Here is a 15,648-nt window from a genome sequence, read left to right on the forward strand (position 1 = left end):
TCCCGGCCGTCAGCCGACGACCTGCTCGACCCGCACGATCTCGGTCCGTGCGACCGACCGGTCCCGCAGGTCCGCGAGCGCCACGCGGTCCGGGTCCGCCATGTACGCGGCGAGCGCTGCGTCGTCGGGCATCTCGATGACCTGCACCTCGGTGGGCCGGGCCGCGTCCTCGCCCGGCATGCTCCGGACCCGCGACAGCACGCGCCCGCCGTGGCGCGGGACGAGCGCGAGGACCTCGTCCTCGTAGCGTGCGAGGGAGCGGACCTGACCGTCGACGGCCCAGAGGAGGACGCAGAGCGTGAGTGGCACGAGGTCACGCTAGCGCCCGGGGCGTCGGCTCGTCAGTCCTGGCGGCCGGGCTCCTCCGAGGCGTCCTGCGCGACGCCCGCCCCTTCCGTGGGACGTCGTGACCGGAACAACCGCGTCAGCGGCCCGGAGAGGAAGAGCAGGAACAGCCAGTACAGCCCGACGACCGGCGCGACGATGCTCAGCACGAGCGCGACGAGCAGCAGCGCGATCGCGACGAGCGCGCCGCGGGCGTCGAGCTGCCCGCGGATCTCGGCGCGCTGGAGGGAGGGGTCCCGGACCGCCAGGGCCTCGATCAGGGCCAGGCTCCCGGTCGTGACGATCATGGTCCCGATGTACAGCGCGTTCACGGGCGCGGTGTCGGTGCCCTGGTCGGCGAGCAGCTGGGTCGTGAACGGGATGAACACGATGCTCGCGAGCCACAGGAAGTTGGCCCAGAGCATGGCCGGGGAGTAGTCCTGCAGGTGCTCGAACACCCGGTGGTGCCCGGTCCAGAAGCTCGCGATCACGACGAAGCTGATCGCGAACGCGAGGAACGTCCCCCGCTCGTCCTCCAGGAGAGTGCGGAGCGGGTGCTCCTTGCCGTCGGTCACCAGATCGACGAGGGGCAGGACGAGGAGCGTGATGGCGATGGCCACCGCGGCGTCCGTGAAGTTGACGAGCCGGTCGAGGCCTCGGGGCGTGCGGGACGTGAGCATGTCGTCTCCCGGGTCGACCTCCAGGTTAGGGCGACGAGTCGTCCGCTGCCTGGGGAGGATCGGGCCGGGTGCGGCCCGACGATTCAGCACCGCCCATGTCACGCCCAGGTCACGACCGTGATGTCGCCGAGCCGTGGCGCACCGCCGGACGTACAGTCGGCAGATGGGCCAGTCCACACGACCCCGCCAGCAGCCGCACGCCGTCAAGGCGCTCGCGCTCCTCCTGGCCTTCCTGCTCGTGTCGGCTGTGGGGGGAGTCCTCGCGGCCGGCCTGCTGCTGCCGCTGGCTGCCGGCGCGAGCGCGGTGAGCAAGGACGTCACGCAGCTGTTCGACGACCTCCCCGACGACCTGCAGCCCGGCCCGCTCTCCGAGAAGTCACGCGTCTTCGCGAACGACGGGACCACGCTCCTCGCGACGTTCTACACGGAGAACCGCATCGTGGTGCCGCTCGACCAGGTCTCGCAGCACATGCAGCACGCCGTGGTCGCGATCGAGGACAAGCGCTTCTACGAGCACGGCGGGCTCGACCCCGAAGGCGTGAGCCGCGCCGCGATCAACAACTTCACCGGTGGTGACACGCAGGGCGGGTCGAGCCTGACGCAGCAGTACGTGAAGAACGTCCTGATCGAGCAGGCCGTGCGCGACGAGGACCCTATCGCCGTCCGCGCTGCCCGCGACGACACGCTGGGCCGCAAGGCCCGCGAGGCCAAGCTCGCGATCTCGCTCGAGACGGTCATGACCAAGGACGAGATCCTCCAGGGCTACCTGAACATCGCGCAGTTCGGCATCCGGGTCTACGGCGTCGAGACGGCCTCGCTCCACTACTTCGGCAAGCACGCCTCCGAGCTCGGCATCGCCGAGGCCGCGACCATCGCCGGGGTGACCAACGCGCCGACCAGGTACGACCCCGTGGCGAACCCGGCAAACTCCGAGGCGCGTCGCAACCGGGTCCTCGACAGGATGCTCGAGCAGGAGTACATCACCCAGCAGGAGCACGACGAGGCGGTCGCGACCCCGCTGCCCGCGACGCTCAACGTCCAGCCCATCTCGGCCGGGTGCCAGACAGCGGCCGGTGCGGCGTTCTTCTGCGACTACGTCACCAAGGTCATCACGTCGGATCCCACGTTCGGCGAGACCAAGAAGGACCGTCAGGCACTGCTCTACCGCGGCGGCCTGGACATCACCACGACCCTCGACCCCCGCCTGCAGGCCGCCGCGGAGGCCAACATCACGGCAGCGGTCCCCGCCCTGGACCCGAGCGGCCTCGAGGACGCGCTCGTGACGGTGGAGCCCGGCACCGGGAAGATCCTCGCGATGGCCCAGAACCGGCCCTACGACGTCGCCCGCGAACCCGCCCCCGGGACCACGGCCATCAACTACTCCGCGGACCAGCTCCACGGCTCGTCGCGGGGCTTCTCCCCCGGGTCGACCTGGAAGGTGTTCACGCTCGCCGAGTGGCTGCGCTCGGGCCACACGCTCAACGACACGGTCAACGCGAACAAGCGCACGTTCGTGCCCAACCGGGACTTCAGCGCCTCGTGCGCCCGCCTGGACCGCATCCCGTGGTCCCCCGGGAACTCGGACGGGTCGACCGACCAGGGGTCGATCCCGGTCCTGCGTGCGACCTTCAACTCGGTCAACACCGCGTACGCGTCGATGGAGTCGCAGCTGGACCTGTGCGGAGTCCGGGACATGGCATGGAACGCCGGGCTGCGCCCCTCGATCACGTCCGAGCTCAAGGGCGACGCGTCCTCGATCCACGTCATGCCCACCATGACGATCGGTACCCAGAACTCGTCCCCGCTCCAGATGGCCGCGGCCTACGCGACGTTCGCGAGCGGCGGCACCTACTGCGCACCGATCGCGATCACGCGCGTCGTCGGCGCCGACGGCACAGACCTCCCGGTCCCCTCGGCGAACTGCACCCCGAACGCGGTCGACCCGCGGATCGCGAACACCGTGACGTTCGCGCTGGAGAACGTCATGACGCAGGGGACGGCCAAGAAGTCCCAGCTCTCCCGCCCGAGCGCAGGCAAGTCGGGGACCGCGAACAACAACCACCACACCTGGTTCATCGGGTACACGCCCCAGCTCGTCACGGCAGTGTGGATCGGCAACGCCGAGAACGACGTCTCGATGAGCTACATGCGCATCAACGGCCGCTACGAGAAGCGGTGGTACGGCTCGACGCTCGCGGCACCGACGTGGCGGTCCTACATGGAGACCGCGCTCGAGGGCACGCCGGTCGTCGGCTTCCCGGGCCCCGACCCCGCGATGCTGGGACAGGCGCCCGCTCCCAAGCCGCCCAAGAAGACGCCCAAGAACGACGCCCCGGCCGACCCGGCCCCGCCTGCCGACCCGGCCCCGCCCGCGGACCCCGCCCCGCCTGCCGACCCGGTGGTCCCGCCGACGCCGTAGGCCGCGGGTCTGAGCCGAGCCTCGCCGCACGTCCGGCCCAGGCCCATCCCCAGGAAACTCTCAGGGTTCGTCTCAGGGGCATCCCCGATGCCCCGCACGGGCCGTGCGCGCCAGCATGGTGCCAGCGGCTCGGAGGGGTGACCGCGGACAGGGCTCATCGCCCCGTCGGCTCGCTCCGTCAGGGGCGCTGCACAGCCCAGCGCACCCTCCAGAGACGAGCCCGCCATGCCTTCCCCGTCCCGCACCACGACGTCCCCCACCGCCGTCTCGGGCGATCCCGCGCCGAGCGGGGCCGCGCCGAGCGGGGCCGCGCCGAGCGCGGCAGCGCCGACCATCGCGTCCGCCCGTGGCCTGGTCAAGACCTACGGCAAGGGCCCGACGGCCGTCCACGCGCTCGCGGGCGTCGACGTCGACTTCGGGCGAGGCCGCTTCACCGCGATCATGGGCCCCTCGGGCTCGGGCAAGTCGACCCTCATGCACTGCATGGCGGGGCTCGACTCCCCGACGGCCGGCACGGTCGTGGTCGACGACCTGGTGGTCTCGGGCATGAACCAGCGACAGCTCACGAAGCTGCGGCGCACCCAGCTCGGCTTCGTCTTCCAGTCGTTCAACCTCGTCCCGACGCTCACGGCCGAGGAGAACATCACGCTGCCCCTCGACATCGCCCGCAAGCCCGTGGACCGGGCGTACCTCGCCAAGGTGGTCGACGCCGTCGGGCTCACGGACCGCCTCACGCACCGCCCGAGCGAGCTGTCCGGCGGCCAGCAGCAGCGCGTCGCGTGCGCGCGCGCCCTGGTCTCCCGTCCCGCGGTCGTGTTCGCGGACGAGCCCACGGGCAACCTGGACTCGACGTCCTCGCGCGAGGTCCTGACGTTCCTGCGCGAGTCGGTCGACGACCTGGGCCAGTCGGTCGTCATGGTCACGCACGACCCCGTCGCGGCGAGCTACGCGCACCGCGTCCTGTTCCTGGCCGACGGCCGGATCGTCGACGAGGTCACCGACCCGACGCCCGACTCGGTGCTCGCCGTCCTGGGTTCGCTCACGCGCAAGAAGGCGGCCGCCTGATGCTGCGCGTCGCCCTGCGCAACGTCCGTGCGCACCTCGTGCGCCTCGGGCTGTCCATCCTCGCGGTCGTGCTCGGCGTCTCGTTCGTCGCGGGCACGTTCTCGCTGCGCGAGATGCTCTCCTCGACGTTCGACGGGATCGTCGACGCCGGGTCCTCGTTCGACGTCTACCTGCGCGGTGGCGAGGACTCCGCGGCGCTCACGCAGGAGAACGCGAGCGCGGGCGAGGTCCGCACCACGATCCCGGCGGACCTGACGGACACGGTCCAGGGGGTCGACGGCGTCGCGCACGCCTTCGCCGACTACACCGGTCCGTTGGTGCTCGTCGGGGCGGACGGCACCCCGCCGCCCACCACGGGCGCGCCGACGTTCGGCCTCGCGTGGCGGGCCACCGACCCCTCGACGCCGATCGCGGAGGGCGCGGCGCCGTCGGGCCCCGGGGAGTTCCTGCTCGAGGCCGGCACGGCCGAGGCCAGCGGCCTCACGGTAGGGGACTCGACCACGCTCGTCGTCGCAGGACAGGTCGCCGAGGCGACCCTGACCGGGATCGTGGACATGGGTGCCTCGATGGCGGGCGCGAGCATCGTGTTCTTCGACGAGCCGACGGCCGCGGCGGCCTTCGCGCCCGACGGCATGGTCTCGACGATCTCGGTCCTGGCCGAGGACGGCGTGGGCGAGCAGGAGCTCGCCGACCGGATCACGGTCGCGCTCGACAGCTCTGCGTCCGCCGTCACCGGCACCTCCCCCGTCGAGGCCGTCACGGGCGATACGGCTCGCGACGAGGCCCGCGAGGACATCGCGTCGCAGCTCGGGTTCATCGAGACGTTCCTGCTGGTCTTCGCGGGCATCTCGCTGTTCGTCGGCGGGTTCATCATCGCCAACACGTTCGCGATGACGGTGCGGCAGCGGCAGCGCGAGCTCGCCCTGCTGCGCGCCGTGGGGGCGTCCCCGCTCCAGGTGTTCGCCTCGATCCTGGTCCAGGCCGCGGTCATCGGGGCGCTCGGCGGCACGCTCGGGGTGCTCGGCGGGCTGGGGCTCGTCACCGCGCTCAAGGCGATGTTCGGGTCGATGGGCATGGAGCTCGCGGGCGACATCCCGCTCGACGCGACGACCGTCGTGGTCTCTCTCGTGCTGGGCGTGGTCGTCTCGGTCGCGTCGGCGGCCCTCCCGGCCCGACGCGCAGCGCTCGTCGCCCCGGTCGAGGCCATGCGCGACGACTCCCCCGCCCAGGCCGGGTCGCTCCGCGCTCGTGGCATCGCGGGCGCGGTCGTCGCCGGTGCGGGCGTGGGCGCCGTGGTCGTCGCGGTCGTCCAGGCGGCGGCCGACGAGACCGCGGGCACCGGGGCGCTCCTCGGTCTCGGGGCCGTCGGGGTGATCGTGGGGACGCTCCTGCTGGCGCCCGTCGTCGCGCGCGGCGTCCTGCACGTCATGTCGGCGCCGTTCGTCGCGTGGGCCAAGCCCCTCGGGACGCTGGCGCGCGGCAACGTGACGCGCAACCCACGCCGCACCGCGAGCACCGCGAGCGCCCTCATGATCGGCATGTCCCTCGTCGGTGCTGCCTCGGTCCTGGCCGTGTCGATGCAGGCGTCGATGAAGTCCATCGTGGCCGACGAGTCGCTGGCCGACCTGGTCGTGGAGTCCGCGACGGGCACGGTCCCCTCGGGGGCCGTGAGCGACATCTCGACGCTGCCCGAGGTCGGTGCGGCTGACTCGCTCACGGCCGACCAGTACTTCGTCGGGTCGTCCTCTGGGGACGCTGCCGACGCGTCTCCTCTGTTCGTGCTCGGGGTGGACCCGGGGGTGTTCGGCCGCACGTGGCAGACCGAGACGGTCGAGGGCAGCCTCGACTCGCTCGCCGACGGGCAGGTCAGCGTCCTCCAGGCGACCGCGGCCGACGAGGGCTGGGGTCTGGGTGACGAGCTGACGCTCCGCTCCCAGCAGGGCAGCGTGGACGTCACGATCGGGTCGATCTTCGACTCGCCCGCGCTGGGCGTCCCGGTCGTCGTGCCCGACGCGGTGTTCGCGCAGCTCTCGGTCGCCCCCGCGGAGATGTCGACCATGCTCCTGGTCAAGGCGGCCGACGGCGTGTCCCAGGCCGAGCTCGACGCCGCGGTCACAGCGGCCGCCGAGCCGTACATGATCGTGTCGGTCATGGACGACGAGGAGTACGTCTCGGCGCTCGCGAGCCAGATCGACCAGATGCTCACGATCCTCTACGCCCTGCTGGGGCTGTCGATCGTCATCGCGGTCCTCGGCATCGTCAACACCCTGGCGCTGTCGGTGATCGAACGGACGCGTGAGATCGGGCTGCTGCGGGCCGTCGGGCTCGGACGGTCGCAGCTCGCCGGGACGATCGTCATCGAGTCGGTGCTCACGGCCGTGTTCGGGACACTCCTCGGGCTCGCGGTGGGCGTGGGGCTCGCCGCTGCGATGCCGACCGTGTTCGCGAGCACGGGCTTCACCGCCCTCGCGATCCCGTGGGCCGGGCTCGGGACCATGGTGGGCATCGCGGTGCTCGTCGGCGTCCTGGCCGCGGGCTGGCCCGCGCTGCGCGCGGCGCGGCTCCCGGTGCTCGACGCCGTGACGGTCGACTGACGGTCGACCGACGACCGGGGTCGCCGGGGTCGCCGGGGTCGCCCGGGCCGCCCGGGCCGCCCGGGCCGCCCGGCTTGCGTCAGAGCTTCGCACCGACGACCGGCGTCGGAGTCCGCGACCCTGCGGGGGCGGGTTGTGTTTCTGCGGAGCCACCACAATGGTGGTGGCTCCGCACAAACAGGTCCGAACCCCGCAGCCTGCAGCCGTCGCGGCGGTTCGACCATGCCGGGCCGCGCGGACCGGTGGGTGGTCGAGCCGTCGTCAGAGCACCGGGATGCGACAGACTGCGACGGACATCATCCAGCGACGAGGGGGCCGCAGTGCACGACGATCTCGAGAACCGTGTGGGGACGATCCTCACCGGCACGGCGTCGGGGCTCGTCCCGATGGCGATCTTCACCCCCGTCTATGCGATCTGGCCTGTGGTCGCGTGGGGCGTGCCCGGCCTCGTCTTCTTCCTCGCGGCCGTCGCGTGGTCGGTCCATCTCGCGCGGAGCGCGGCCCGCCTCGTCCGGCTCGGTCGCGAGCTCCCGCACGCGACCGGTGCCGTCGACACGCGCATCACCCGGGGCATGACGATCGTCGGGAGCATCCAGGGTGGCCTCATCCTCACGTCGGTGGTCGTCCTGGGGCTGCTGGGACGGTGGGAGTGGGTTCTTCCGGCCGTCGTCCTGGTCGTCGCGCTGCACTTCTACCCCATGCCCGCGATCTTCGGCCGCACGATCGACTACTACCTCGGGACCGTGATGCTCGTGGTCGCCGGGATCGGTCTCTACCTCACAAGCCTTGGAGCGCCGTGGCAGACGACGTGGGGCGTCGTCGGGTTCGGTGCGGCACTCGTCACGAGCGCCTACGGGCTGTGGATGCAGCTCACCGCACGTCGGGTCCTTGCCGAGTACCAGGAGATCGGCAGTCGCCCCGGGCTCGGCGCCCCGCCTCGCCGGTAGCCCGCGGCGCCCCGTCGACCCCTTCCCGGTGACGTAGCCCGCTTCACCCGATAGTGTCCCGCTGAGGGGCGTCCCGACCCCCGCCGTGCCGTGGACGGAGCCCTCCGGCGGGGCTCGAGGGATGTGGTGCCATGTCCGCGCGTCCGGGCGACGTGACCCTGATCGGCCGCGAGCGCGAGAAGCAGGTCCTCGACGACCTGCTGGTCTCCGTGCGTCAGGGATCGAGCCGGGTGCTGGTCCTGAGGGGGGAGCCCGGATCGGGCCGCACCGCCCTGCTCGACCGGCTGTCCGCCACGGCGGGCGACCTCGACGTCCTACGCCTCACGGGGACCGAGACCGAGACGGACCTGCCCTTCGCGGCCGTCCAGCGCGCGCTCCTCCCCCGGGCGTCGCGCATCGCGGGCCTCCCCGCTCCCCAGGCGGACGCGCTCCGCACGGCCCTCGGGACGTCGTCGGGCCCCGCACCGGACCGGTTCCTCGTGAGCCTCGCCGTGCTGTCCCTCCTGGCCGCGCTGTCCGACGACGCCCCCGTCCTCGTGCTCGCCGACGACGCGCAGTGGCTCGACCGCGAGTCCCTCGACCTTCTCGCGTTCGTGGGCCGCAGGCTGCGCGCCGAGCGGGTGGCCCTGGTCCTCTCGGTCCGGGCCGGGACGCCGGGCGCGGCCGCGGTGTCGGACCTGCCCACGGTGGACCTCGCAGGGCTCCCGCGGGACGCGGCGCTCTCGCTCCTGCGCTCCCGGGTGGGCACGGCCCTCGACCCGCAGGTCGCCGACTCGATCGTCGCCGCGACGGGCGGCAACCCGCTCGCGCTGCTCGACCTGAGCGGCGAGCTGAGCGCCGCTCAGCTCGCGGGCGGCGCGGTGCTCTCCGCGCCCCTCCCTGTCGGCAGCCACCTCGAGGACCACTACCAGCGGCACACTCGCGCGTACGCTCGCCCGACCCAGCGCTGGCTCCTGCTCGCCGCGACCGAGCCCGGGGGCGACACGGCATACGTCAGGGCCGCCGCCGAGGCCCTCGGCCTGCCCGACGACGCCTCCGACGCGCCCGAGCGCGACCGCCTCGTGACGGTCGAGAGCCACGTCGCGTTCCGCCACCCGCTCGTGCGGTCGGCCGTCTACCGCGGCGCGACCGGCAGCGAGCGCCGGGCCGCCCACGCCGCGCTCGCCGCCGTGACGAACAGGCCGGCCGACGTCGACCAGCGTGCCTGGCACCTCTCGGCAGCAGCCCTCGGCCCTGACGAGGGCGTGGCGGCAGCGCTCGAGCAGGGCGCCGAGCGTGCCCGCGCCCGAGGCGGCTACGCGGCCCGCGCGGCCTTCCTCGCCCGCGCGGTCGAGCTCACCGCACCAGGTCCGCGGCGGGACGGACGCGCGGTCTCGGCCGCCGAGGCCGCGTCGCTCGCCGGGTCGCCGGTCCGTGCGCTGGCCCTCCTGGACGGGGTGGACGAGAACTTCATCGCCCCGGCGGTCCTCGCACGGTGCCTCACCGCTCGGGCCGTCGCCCGCAAGTACTCCGGGGCTCCGCACGCCGCGGCCGAGAGCCCGGGCCTCTTCCTGCGCGCCGCGCGCACGCTGCGCGCGACGGACCCGGCGGCTGCCCAGGACGCGCTGCTCACGGCGTTCGGCGAGATCCTCGGCGCCGAGCGCGCGGCGGGTGACGACACCCTCGCGGACCTCGCGCGCGAGGCACGCGCCCAGGAGGTCGACAGCACCGACGACACGACTCTCGACCGGCCGAGCGACATGGCCTCGACCCTGCTGGGCGCGCTCGCAGCGCTCGCGACGACGCCCGACGCCCGGTGCGTCCCCGCGCTGCGGGCCGCCGTCGAGTCGATGCGTGCGCCCGGCGCGGCGTCCTCCGAGACGTTCCAGCGGCACGGCCTCCTGGCCGTCGCCGTGACCACGGCACTGTGGGACGACGCTGCTCGCGACGAGCTCGTGCGCCAGGCCGCCGCTCAGACCCGGGCCGCCGGCGCGATCCCTGCCCTGGACTCGGCCCTGTGGGTGCTCGCGCTGTGCGAGACCGTGATGGGTCAGCTCGGTGCGGCCGACCGCCTCCTGGCCGAGGTCCACGAGCTCCGCGAGGCCGTGGGGCTCAGCCCGGAGCAAGCCCGGATCTTCGCCAACGTCGAGCTGCTCGCGTGGCACGGTCCCGACTCCCCCGCGCTGCGCGAGCGGATCGACCAGGCGCAGGGGGCCGCGGACCACCTGGGCCTGGGTGGGGCCGCGAGCCTGGCGCGGACCGCCCGTATGCTGCTCGACCTCGCGGCCGGCGACCACGCCGCCGCGTTCGACGCTGCGTCGGCGATCGCCCGCGAGGGGTTCCTGCAGGTCGGGATCCGCGTCCTGCCGGACCTCGTGGAGTCCGCACGACGCAGCGGTCACGACGACACGGCCCGCGCCGCGCTCGCCCGGCTCGCCGACGTGACCCTGGCGAGCGGGGCGCTGTGGGGCCTGGGCGTGCTCGCCCGCTCGCGAGCCCTCCTCGCGGAGGACGGTGAGGCGGACGCCCACTTCCGTGACGCCGTCGGGCACCTGTCGCGGACACGCGCGGTCGCCGACCTCGCACGGACCCACCTCCTGCACGGCGAGTGGCTGCGGCGACGGCGTCGCCGGCGCGAGGCGACCGTCGCCCTGGGCGCCGCGCTCGACCTGTTCGAGCGCATGGGCGCCGAGCCGTTCGCGGCGCGCGCCCGCCGCGAGCTGGCTGCGGTCACGGGGCGGGCCCAGGTCCCGCTCGACCGCCCCACGACGGGTCTGACCGCGCAGGAGCAGAGCGTGGCCGAGCTCGCCGCCACGGGCGCGACCAACGCGGAGATCGCCGCGCACCTGTTCATCAGCCCGCACACCGTGCACTACCACCTGCGCAAGGCGTTCCGGAAGCTCGGGGTCTCCTCGCGCCGTCAGCTCGCGCGCGCGCTGCGCCCGCCCGACTTCGGAGCGACGGTCCGGCGGTAGCCGTCGCCCGTGCCGGGCGGGGGCCTCGCGCAGGTGGTCGGTCGTCTCAGGCCGGCTCCCCCGCGGCCTGGGGCGCCCGGGCGTGCGCGACGGCCCAGTCGAGGGCGGCGTCCGCGACGGCCTCCCAGCCGGGCTCGGCGCACGTCCAGTGCGAACGGCCCTCGAGGTCCAGGACCTCGGTCACCGCGGGCGAGCGGTGGTACTTGTGGGCGTTCGACCGGTTCACGGACGCGGGCATGATGTGGTCCTCGCTGCCCGTGATGAACAGGAGCGGTGCACGGTCGGCGTCGTAGTCGACCCAGGTCTCCTGCTTGCCCGGCTTGAAGTTGGCGATGAGCCCGTAGGCCCACACCCAGCTCCCGGGAGCAGGGATGTGGTAGCGGTCGTAGACCTCGCGGGACTCCTCGGCCGTGAGCGTGTTGGTGAACGCGTAGTGGAACTGCTCGGGCGTGAACCCCGCGGCGCGGTGCGCCTTGGCGGGGTTGTTGAGGATGGGGAAGAGCGACTTGATCTGCGACGGCGGGTTGACCCGCACGCCCTCGGTCGGCGCCGCGTCGATCACGACGGCCGACGCGCCCAGGCCGCGGGCCAGCAGGAGCTGGGTCAGGGTGCCGCCGAACGAGTGGCCCATGATGATGGGCGGCCTGTCGAGGCCCTCGACGATCCCGGCGAGGTGGTCGACGGTCTCGGGGACCGTGAGCCTCGCGATGACCTCGGGGTTCTCGCGCAGCGCCTCGACCTCGATCTCGAACCCCGGGTAGCCGGGCGTGAGCACGCGGAACCCCTTGGCCTCGTAGTACGGGACCCAGTGCTCCCAGCTGCGAGGCGTCATCCACAGGCCGTGGACGAGGACCACGGTGTCGGGGGCGGTCGGCGGGGTGGTGTCGCTCATGGTGGTCTCCTGTGGCCGAGGGATCGTGCTCCCCACCTTCCCCGGCACCTGGTGGTCGGGGCATCACCCGTCGCGGGTAGTCACCACCGCATCGACGCAAGAAATCGACAGAAGCACGAAAACTTCTCGCAGAACCCTTGCGCGGGTGAGCGCTCGGCCATAGATTCGGGCTCACCGTCAGGGCGAGGACGCCCTGCACCGCGAAGGCAGCGCCTTCCCGAGAGAAGTCGAGTCGACGATGACACGAACACACCTCAGCCCCACTCTCCCCCTCGGGGGACGAGCGCGGACCCGATCCCCCCTGACCTCGCTCACCGCGCTCACCGTCGCACTCGGCCTCGTGGTCGGCACCGCGGCCGGCGCGTCCGCCCATGGCCGCGACCCGCGCCCCCCGAGCCCCGCCGCGACCCGTGCGGCACTGGCCCCGGACCTCGTCGCTGGCCGCGGCGCGGACCTCGGGATCGTCGAGCAGGAGGCCGAGTCGGCCGTCACGAACGGCACCGTCCTCACCCCCGACCGGACCGCCTACACGCTCGCGTCCGAGGCCTCGGGACGCTCGGGCGTCCGGCTCACACCGGGCCAGCACGTCGAGTTCACGCTGCCGAAGGCCGCCAACGCTCTGACCGTTCGGTACTCGATCCCGGACGCGCCGGGCGGCGGCGGGATCACCGCGCCGCTCGCGGTGTCGGTCGACCGGGGCCCGAGCCGGACCATGACGCTCACCTCGCAGTACTCGTGGCTCTACAACCAGTACCCGTTCACGAACGACCCGGACGCGGACCTCCTGCACCCCGACTGGTGGATCACCGAGTGCGCGTGCGTCCCGGCCGCCACGACCCCCGCCCCCGAGATCACCAAGCCGTTCCGGCCCACGCACTTCTACGACGAGCAGCGCCTGCTCCTGACGAGGACCTACCCGGCCGGCTCGACCGTCCGGCTCACCGTCCCCGCCGGGAGCCAGGCCGCCTGGACCGTGATCGACCTGCTCGACTCGCAGGTCGTGGCCCCTCCGAAGCTCACGCTGCGCGCCGCGAACGTGCTCGCGTTCGGCGCCGACCCGTTCGGTCGCCGCGACTCGGCCGCCGCGTTCGACAAGGCGATCGCGTTCGCGAAGAAGGCCAGGCTCCCCGTCTACGTCCCGCCGGGCACCTTCCAGGTGAACCGCCACATCATGGTCGACGACGTGACGATCCAGGGCGCGGGCAGCTGGTACACGATCGTCAAGGGCCGCGAGACGGCGCTCGCGACGCCCGCGCCCGACGGCTCGGTGCACACGGGGGTGGGCTTCTACGGCAAGGACGCGGCGGATGGCGGGAGCCGCAACGTCCACCTGTCCGGGTTCACGATCGAGGGAGACGTCCGCGAGCGCATCGACACCGACCAGGTGAACGGCGTGGGCGGGGCCATGAGCGACTCGACGATCGACGGGCTCTACATCCACCGGACCAAGGTGGGGCTGTGGTTCGACGGCCCCATGGACAACCTGCGCGTCACGAACAACGTCATCACCGACCAGATCGCCGACGGTCTCAACTTCCACGGCGGCGTGACCGGCTCGGTCGTCTCGAACAACCTGGTCCGCAACACGGGCGACGACGGCCTGGCCATGTGGTCGGAGAAGCTCGCCAACGCGAACAACACGTTCGACCGGAACACGATCCAGTCCCCGACGCTCGCGAACGGGATCGCGGTCTACGGCGGCACCGACAACACCGTGTCGAGGAACCTGGTCGCCGACCCCGTCCGCGAGGGCAGCGCGCTCCACGTCGGGTCACGGTTCGGCGCCGAGCCCTTCACGGGCAGCCTCCGGATCACGGACAACACGACCGTGCGGTCCGGGACGTACGAGCTCAACTGGAACATCGGGCTCGGTGCGATCTGGTTCTACGCGCTCGACCGCGACATCGACGCCGACGTCCAGGTCGTCGGCAACCACTTCCTCGACAGCACCTACAACGCGATCATGCTGGTCTCCGACTGGCCCGTGAAGGACCAGGTCGCGATCCGTGGCGTCCACTTCAAGGACACGCGGATCGACGGGACCGGCACCTCGGTCCTGAGCGCGCGGGTCGCAGGCTCGGCGACGTTCGAGAACGTCGACGCCCGGAACGTCGGGGCGGTCGGCATCAACAACTGCGGCTCGTTCAACTTCCCGGCGACGGGCTCCGAGTTCACGGTGACCGACCTCGGCGGGAACGACGGGGGCGGGACCACCGGCCCGTGGCTCGCGCCGTGGGAGCTGCCGAACACCATCACGTGCGACGACCGGCCCCCGGTCGTCGCGCCCCCGGCGCCCTCGACCTGGTGACGCCCGCGGGGTGCGCCGAGCCACGCGGCGAGGCGCACCCCGCGGTCGGGACCACGACGGGCGGGGTGGACACCTGGGCGTCAATGAGTCAATACTATGATTCATTGATCCAGTCGGAGGAGTGCCCATGTTCGGTCCGCCCGTCGCCGCCCTGGCCGCGCTCTGCGCCGTCTCGGCCGCTGTGCTGATCCTGGCCGGCTCCGTCCGCGTCCGTCGGCACCCGACCCGCAAGGTGCTCGACGCCGCCCTGACCCACGAACGGACGACCTCGGCCGTCGCGGGCCTGCTCGCGCTGCTCGTGATCGCCTACGCCCTCTCCCCCGTGGGCGCCGCGGACCTCACGAGCAGCACGCACACCCCCGGCCTGCTGCTCGCCGTCGCACCGCCCGCCACGGCCGTGCTCCTGCTCGCCGTCCGCGCCGTGGGCGAGCTGACCTGGCCCCGCACCCAGGGCGCGGTGCGGACCGCGGCCCTCTCTCGTCGCAGCGTCCGCTCCCTGGGCGAGTGGCGCCTGACGCTCTTCCTCGTGACCGTGGCGGTCTCCGCCGTCGGGCTCGTGGTGTTCGGTCTGACCGCGGGCGAGGGCGGGCGCGCCGTCGACGCCCCCATCCAGGTCTCGCCCGACGGCTGGTCCACGGGGAGCTCGGGCCCGTACCCGGGCTGGCCCTACGGGGTGCCGCTGCTCGTCGCGCTGGCCGTCGTGACCCTCGCGACGCTGGGCGTCCTCAAGCTGGTCTCGCGCCGCTCGGTCGTGAGCGGAGCGACCGCCGCCGAGGACGACGCGCTGCGCCGCCTCAGCGCCGCGCACGTGCTCGCGGGCGTGCAGCTCCTCGTCGGGCTGGGCACGGCCGCGGTCATGCTCCTCGCGTCCCTCGCCCTGTTCTCGGCGGACCGCAGCCCCGCCGCGTTCGTCGCCTTCGCGGTCGCCACGGCGATCGGGATCACCTCGGTCGTCGCGGGTCTCTCGGTGCTCGCGCGCCACCCCGCACCGGCCGCTCCCGCGGCGCCCCAGCCGTCCCCCGCATGAAGACCCTCACGGTCGACCTCGAAGGACCCGTCCCCGTCTACGAGCAGATCCGCAGCCAGATCACCGCGCTCGTCTCGCTCGGGGCCCTGACCCCGGGCGACCGCCTGCCCTCGTCGCGCGACCTCGCGCGCGACCTGGGGATCTCGGTCGGGACGGTCCAGCGCGCCTACCGCGAGCTCGAGGCGACCGGGGCCGTCGTCTCGCGGCGACGCACGGGGACCGTGGTCGCCGTGCCCGAGCACGGCACCTCGGAGGCCGACCAGCGCTCGTTCGCCGCGCACGCGACCGAGCTCGTGGCCCACGGACGGGCGCTCGGCATGGAGGACTCCGTGATCCTCGACGTCGTCACGGGCCTGCTCCAGCAGCACGACGGCCCCACCGGCGGCTGAGCCCGTCTTCCCCGGCCGGGCTCGGCTGCTGGTGGGGCCGTCCTGCACG

At 73.1% G+C, this 15,648-nt stretch carries 11 protein-coding genes; 8 read left to right on the plus strand and 3 right to left on the minus strand.

Translation table 11 applies throughout. The annotated features are described in order from the left end of the window. Positions 1–9 precede the first annotated feature (9 nt). Positions 10–309, minus strand: a complete 300-nt coding sequence (locus ACIPWA_RS08440) for a DUF1330 domain-containing protein (RefSeq protein ID WP_068627631.1) — start codon at positions 307–309, stop codon at positions 10–12. A gap of 32 nt (positions 310–341) precedes the next feature. Beyond that, positions 342–1,004, minus strand: coding sequence for a TMEM175 family protein (locus ACIPWA_RS08445; RefSeq protein WP_400289420.1), 663 nt, complete (start codon positions 1,002–1,004; stop codon positions 342–344). 163 nt (positions 1,005–1,167) lie between these two features. Here ACIPWA_RS08445 and ACIPWA_RS08450 point away from each other — a divergent pair, with 163 nt between their 5' ends. The 5 genes from ACIPWA_RS08450 (at position 1,168) to ACIPWA_RS08470 (ending at position 10,983) form a co-directional block, all read left to right on the plus strand. Then, positions 1,168–3,423 (plus strand): transglycosylase domain-containing protein, encoded by a 2,256-nt coding sequence (locus ACIPWA_RS08450; RefSeq protein WP_400289422.1) that lies wholly within the window; start codon positions 1,168–1,170, stop codon positions 3,421–3,423. Positions 3,424–3,648: 225 nt separating this feature from the next. Continuing rightward, positions 3,649–4,488 carry an ABC transporter ATP-binding protein gene (locus ACIPWA_RS08455; protein WP_400289423.1) on the plus strand — a complete coding sequence of 280 codons (840 nt, stop codon included), beginning with the start codon at positions 3,649–3,651 and terminating at the stop codon, positions 4,486–4,488. Further along, the gene (locus ACIPWA_RS08460; RefSeq protein ID WP_400289424.1) at positions 4,488–7,082 is read left to right on the plus strand and encodes an ABC transporter permease; all 2,595 of its coding nucleotides are present in this window, start codon (positions 4,488–4,490) and stop codon (positions 7,080–7,082) included. The genes ACIPWA_RS08455 and ACIPWA_RS08460 overlap by 1 nt, the downstream gene beginning before the upstream one ends. A 320-nt stretch (positions 7,083–7,402) precedes the next feature. After that, positions 7,403–8,029, plus strand: a complete 627-nt coding sequence (locus tag ACIPWA_RS08465) for a hypothetical protein (protein WP_400289425.1) — start codon at positions 7,403–7,405, stop codon at positions 8,027–8,029. Between the two features lie 131 nt (positions 8,030–8,160). Beyond that, positions 8,161–10,983: a helix-turn-helix transcriptional regulator gene (locus ACIPWA_RS08470; RefSeq protein ID WP_400289428.1), complete on the plus strand. Its 2,823-nt coding sequence runs from the start codon at positions 8,161–8,163 to the stop codon at positions 10,981–10,983. Between the two features lie 46 nt (positions 10,984–11,029). Here ACIPWA_RS08470 and ACIPWA_RS08475 read toward each other — a convergent pair whose 3' ends face one another. After that, positions 11,030–11,875 (minus strand): alpha/beta hydrolase, encoded by an 846-nt coding sequence (locus ACIPWA_RS08475; protein WP_400289429.1) that lies wholly within the window; start codon positions 11,873–11,875, stop codon positions 11,030–11,032. Between the two features lie 238 nt (positions 11,876–12,113). Here ACIPWA_RS08475 and ACIPWA_RS08480 point away from each other — a divergent pair, with 238 nt between their 5' ends. The 3 genes from ACIPWA_RS08480 to ACIPWA_RS08490 all read left to right on the plus strand — a co-directional run bounded on the left by ACIPWA_RS08480 (position 12,114) and on the right by ACIPWA_RS08490 (position 15,599). After that, positions 12,114–14,183, plus strand: a complete 2,070-nt coding sequence (locus tag ACIPWA_RS08480) for a glycosyl hydrolase family 28-related protein (protein WP_400289432.1) — start codon at positions 12,114–12,116, stop codon at positions 14,181–14,183. A gap of 127 nt (positions 14,184–14,310) precedes the next feature. Beyond that, entirely contained in the window at positions 14,311–15,210 is a 900-nt protein-coding gene (locus ACIPWA_RS08485; RefSeq protein WP_400289434.1) for a hypothetical protein, read from the plus strand. Further along, positions 15,207–15,599, plus strand: a complete 393-nt coding sequence (locus ACIPWA_RS08490; protein WP_068626922.1) for a GntR family transcriptional regulator — start codon at positions 15,207–15,209, stop codon at positions 15,597–15,599. Before ACIPWA_RS08485 ends, ACIPWA_RS08490 begins: the two co-directional genes overlap by 4 nt. Positions 15,600–15,648 lie beyond the last annotated feature (49 nt).

It is taken from the genome of Oerskovia enterophila, from assembly GCF_044748475.1.
In the GTDB taxonomy this organism is placed as follows: domain Bacteria; phylum Actinomycetota; class Actinomycetes; order Actinomycetales; family Cellulomonadaceae; genus Oerskovia; species Oerskovia enterophila.